The organism is Flavobacterium sp. (genome assembly GCF_043779715.1).
In the GTDB taxonomy this organism is placed as follows: Bacteria; Bacteroidota; Bacteroidia; order Flavobacteriales; family Flavobacteriaceae; genus Flavobacterium.
This window is the reverse complement of sequence record NZ_JAYWDT010000066.1, coordinates 1-4,352: the sequence shown is the minus strand read 5'-3', so window position 1 is coordinate 4,352 and position 4,352 is coordinate 1. Positions and strand designations below refer to the sequence as shown.

At 32.3% G+C, this 4,352-nt stretch carries 5 protein-coding genes; all 5 read right to left on the bottom strand.

Going from position 1 to position 4,352, the window contains the following annotated elements; all coding sequences use genetic code 11:
- Positions 1 to 51: 51 nt before the first annotated feature.
- Positions 52 to 807 (bottom strand): imidazole glycerol phosphate synthase subunit HisF, encoded by a 756-nt coding sequence (gene hisF / locus ACH2BG_RS03375; protein ID WP_395046322.1) that lies wholly within the window; start codon positions 805 to 807, stop codon positions 52 to 54.
- A gap of 32 nt (positions 808 to 839) precedes the next feature.
- Complete coding sequence (hisA, locus tag ACH2BG_RS03370; RefSeq protein ID WP_395046321.1) at positions 840 to 1,577, bottom strand: 1-(5-phosphoribosyl)-5-[(5-phosphoribosylamino)methylideneamino]imidazole-4-carboxamide isomerase; 738 nt, start codon at positions 1,575 to 1,577, stop codon at positions 840 to 842.
- Between the two features lie 11 nt (positions 1,578 to 1,588).
- Positions 1,589 to 2,176 (bottom strand): imidazole glycerol phosphate synthase subunit HisH, encoded by a 588-nt coding sequence (gene hisH / locus ACH2BG_RS03365; RefSeq protein ID WP_395046320.1) that lies wholly within the window; start codon positions 2,174 to 2,176, stop codon positions 1,589 to 1,591.
- A gap of 79 nt (positions 2,177 to 2,255) precedes the next feature.
- Positions 2,256 to 3,392, bottom strand: coding sequence for a bifunctional histidinol-phosphatase/imidazoleglycerol-phosphate dehydratase HisB (gene hisB, locus ACH2BG_RS03360; RefSeq protein ID WP_395046319.1), 1,137 nt, complete (start codon positions 3,390 to 3,392; stop codon positions 2,256 to 2,258).
- Positions 3,389 to 4,352: histidinol-phosphate transaminase (hisC, locus tag ACH2BG_RS03355; protein WP_395046318.1), on the bottom strand; the 964-nt coding region annotated here is incomplete at its 5' end. The genes hisC and hisB, both read right to left, overlap by 4 nt.

The following is a 4,352-nucleotide window of genomic DNA, read 5'->3' as shown; positions in this document are numbered from 1 at the left end:
TTATTTACTATACCTGACAGGTTTTTAAAACCTGTCAGGTATATGATTTGTTTAAATTCTAATTTTTATATTATTTCTATTTAACTCTTTTTTTAGTTCTAAAATCCCAATTTCTTGAAAGTGAAAAACACTAGCAGCCAGAGCAGCATCGGCATTTCCTACAAGAAAAGCATCTGTAAAATGTTGTATTGTTCCTGCTCCACCAGACGCAATGATTGGAATATTTACAGTTTGTGATAATTTAGCTAAAGCTTCATTTGCAAAACCGTTTTTTGTACCATCATTATCCATCGAAGTAAAAAGAATTTCTCCAGCACCGCGATTTTCGACTTCTTTAGCCCAATCGAACAAATCGATTTCGGTAGCTATTTTTCCGCCGACAAGATGTACTTTCCAATTTCCTGTAATTTGTTTGGCATCAATAGCAACGACAATACATTGACTCCCGAATGCCGAAGCTAAATCATTAATTAGCTGTGGGTTTTTAACTGCCGATGAATTAATAGAAATTTTATCAGCTCCATTTTTTAGCAATATTTCAACATCATTTACAGAGGTAATTCCGCCACCAACAGTAAACGGAATATTGATAGTTTCGCCTACTTTTCTAACCAAATCTATCAAAGTTTTTCTATCTTCTTCGGTAGCAGAAATATCGAGGAAAACCAATTCATCTGCTCCTTCCTCAGAGTATTTCTTGGCTAATTCTACTGGATCTCCTGCATCTTTTAAATCTAGAAAATTGACACCTTTTACTGTTCTTCCATTTTTTATATCTAGGCAAGGAATTATTCTTTTTGTTAGCATTTTTTTTATTTTTTTTTATACCTGACAGGTTTTTAAAACCTGTCAGGTATTGATAGAATGAAATTTTCTAATTGTTTTAATGTAATTCGATTTTCGTAAATTGCTTTACCAATAATAGTTCCTTCGCAACCTAATTCGGCTAATTTTGGTAATTCATCAAAAGTGGAAATTCCTCCAGAAGCAATCAGTTTAATTCCTTTAGCTTGCTCCAAAATTTTTGTATACAAATCGAAACTAGGACCTTCTAACATGCCATCTTTATTAATATCCGTGCAAATAACATACTGAATCCCTTTATTTTGATAGTTTTGAATAAACGGAATTAACTCCTCGTTACTTTCTTCTAACCAACCCGAAATGGCGATTTTTTCATTATTTGCATCGGCACCCAAAATGATTTTATTAGCTCCGTATTTAATAATCCATTTATTGAATAAATCAGGATTTTTGACAGCGATACTGCCTCCTGTTATTTGGTTAGCACCAGATTCGAAAGCAATTCGCAAATCATTATCTGATTTTAACCCGCCACCAAAATCGATTTTTAAAGATGTTTGAGAAGCAATTTGTTCTAAAATTTTATAATTTACAATTTGGCTCGATTTAGCACCATCTAAATCGACCAAATGCAAATATTCAATTCCGTGCGCTTCAAATTCTTTAGCTACTTCGAGCGGATTTTCGTTATATATTATCTTCGTATTGTAATCGCCTTTGGAAAGTCGGACACATTTCCCGTCGATGATGTCTATTGCTGGTATTATTCTCATTTTTCAATCTTTTAATCATTCATTTTTAAGAAATTAGACAAAATTTGTTCTCCTATTTTTCCACTTTTTTCTGGGTGAAATTGTACTCCGTAAAAATTATCTTTTTGTAACGCTGACGAATATTCGACTTCATAGTTTGTAAAAGCAATGGCTTCGGCACATTTTTGGGCATAAAAACTATGAACTAAATACATGTATTCGTTTTCAGAAATTCCTTCAAACAAACTGGATTGCAAATTATAAATGTTATTCCAACCCATTTGCGGTACTTTTAATTTATTGGAAAATTTAATAATATCGATATCGAAAATTCCTAAACCTTTTGTATTTCCTTCTTCAGACGAATTACACATCAATTGCATACCGAGGCAAATTCCTAAAACAGGTTGCTTTAAATTAGGAATTATTTTGTCTAATCCGCTTTCTCGGAGTTTTTTCATAGCGGAACTCGCTTCCCCAACACCTGGAAAAATAACTTTATCTGCGGATTGAATTTCGGCAATATTATTTGACAAAATACCTTCGTAACCCAATCTTTGTAAAGCAAATTGAATACTTTGTATGTTTCCTGCTCCGTAATTTATAATGACTATTTTCATTTATTTATGTCTTAAAGTTGTAAGGTCAAAAGTCATAAAGTCAATTCTAAACGCATTAGACTTTAGACATTATACCTATTTAAAGCATTCCTTTTGTGCTTGGCAAAATCATTTTTTCTGAATCTCGTTTTATAGCTACTTTTATGGCTTTGGCAAATGCTTTAAAAATAGCTTCAATTTTGTGGTGCTCGTTTGTGCCTTCTGCTTTTATGTTTAGATTGGCTTTTGCACCATCGGTAAAGGATTTAAAGAAGTGGAAAAACATTTCGGTTGGCATTTGTCCAATCATTTCACGTTTGAATTCGGCTTCCCAAACCAACCAATTTCGTCCTCCAAAATCGATGGCTACTTGTGCCAAACAATCGTCCATAGGTAAGCAAAATCCATAGCGTTCAATTCCTAATTTGTTTCCTAAGGCTTGAGCAAAAACTTCACCTAAAGCGATGGCAGTATCTTCAATGGTGTGGTGTTCGTCAACTTGTAAATCTCCTTTTACAAGGATTTCTAAATCCATTTGTCCGTGGCGTGCAATTTGATCTAACATGTGGTCGAAGAAAGCAATTCCAGTATCAATTTTGCTTTTTCCAGTTCCATCAATATTTAATACTATTGAAATATCTGTCTCGTTTGTTTTTCTAACGATAGAAGCGGAACGATTTTCGAGTTTAAAAAACTCATATATTTTTTGCCAATCATTGGTTTCTAAGGCAATATACTGGTTTAACTCGTCTTTTTTTACAGATATTTCGCCTGTTCCTAAATTAGTATCGTCATTGATAAAAATTGCTTTTGACCCTAGATTTTTTCCTAATTCGACATCAGTTAATCGATCACCAATTACAAACGAATTTTTTAAATCATAATCTTCAGAAAAATATTCAGTTAGCAAGCCTGTTTTTGGTTTTCGAGTATTGGCATTGTCTGCAGGAAATGTTTTGTCGATACACACTTTATCAAAAATTACGCCTTCGTTTTCAAAGGTTTTCATAATGAAATTATGTACTGGCCAAAAAGTATCTTCAGGAAAACTTGACGTTCCCAAACCGTCTTGATTGGTAATCATAACCAATTCGTAATCTAATTCTCGAGCAATTTTACTCAAAAAAGGAATACATTTTGGATAAAAAATCATTTTATCGAAACCATCAATTTGCTCGTCGATAGTTTCCTTAATCATTGTTCCATCACGGTCTATAAATAATACTTTCTTTTTCATTTTATTGATTTTAAAACGGTCATTAATTTTTCATTTTCTTCTTTGGTGCCAATAGTAATTCTTAAACAATTCTCGCACAAAGCCTGATTGCTTCTGTTTCTAATAACGATTCCGTTTTCGATTAGTTGGTCGTATCTTTTATTTGCATCATCTACTTTTATAAGAATAAAATTAGCGTCTGAAGGATATGTTTTTTCTACAAATGGTATAGAAACTAAAGATTCAACCATTTTTTTTCGCTCATTTATAATTTTTTTGACATGAAAATTTAAGGTACTTTGTTCCAGTTTTTTTAGAGCACTTTCTTGTGATAAATTATTGATATTATACGGTGGTTTTATCTTATTTAAAATCGAAATTATCGCTGCCGAAGCATATAATATTCCGACTCTTAAACCTGCCATGGCATAGGCTTTAGAAAGTGTTTGTGTGATAACAAGATTTGGATAATCGTTTATGACCTGCAACCAACTGTCGTTTTTAGAAAAATCGATATATGCTTCGTCTATAACTACAAGTCCTCTAAAATTTTTCAGCAATGATAAAACAGCTTCATCATCAAAAGAATTCCCTGTTGGATTATTGGGCGAACAAAGAAAAATTATCTTAGTATTCTCATTTACTTTATTTACTATTTCATTAATATTGGGTTGAAAATCATTAGACAATAAGACTTCTTTGTTTTCGATGGCATTAATATTGGATAAAACTCCATACATTCCATATGTTGGTGGAAGCGTAATTACATTGTCGATATTGGGTTCACAAAATGCTCTAAATAATAAATCCAGTACTTCGTCACTGCCATTTCCTAAAAGAATTTGGTTTTCATTTATCTTGTTTTGTTGTGATAAAAAACCTTTTAATTTCTTTTGTTGCGGATCCGGATAACGATTTATTCCATTAGAAAACGGATTTTCATTGGCATCAAGATAAACCATATTGTGAGTAAAATCTTTA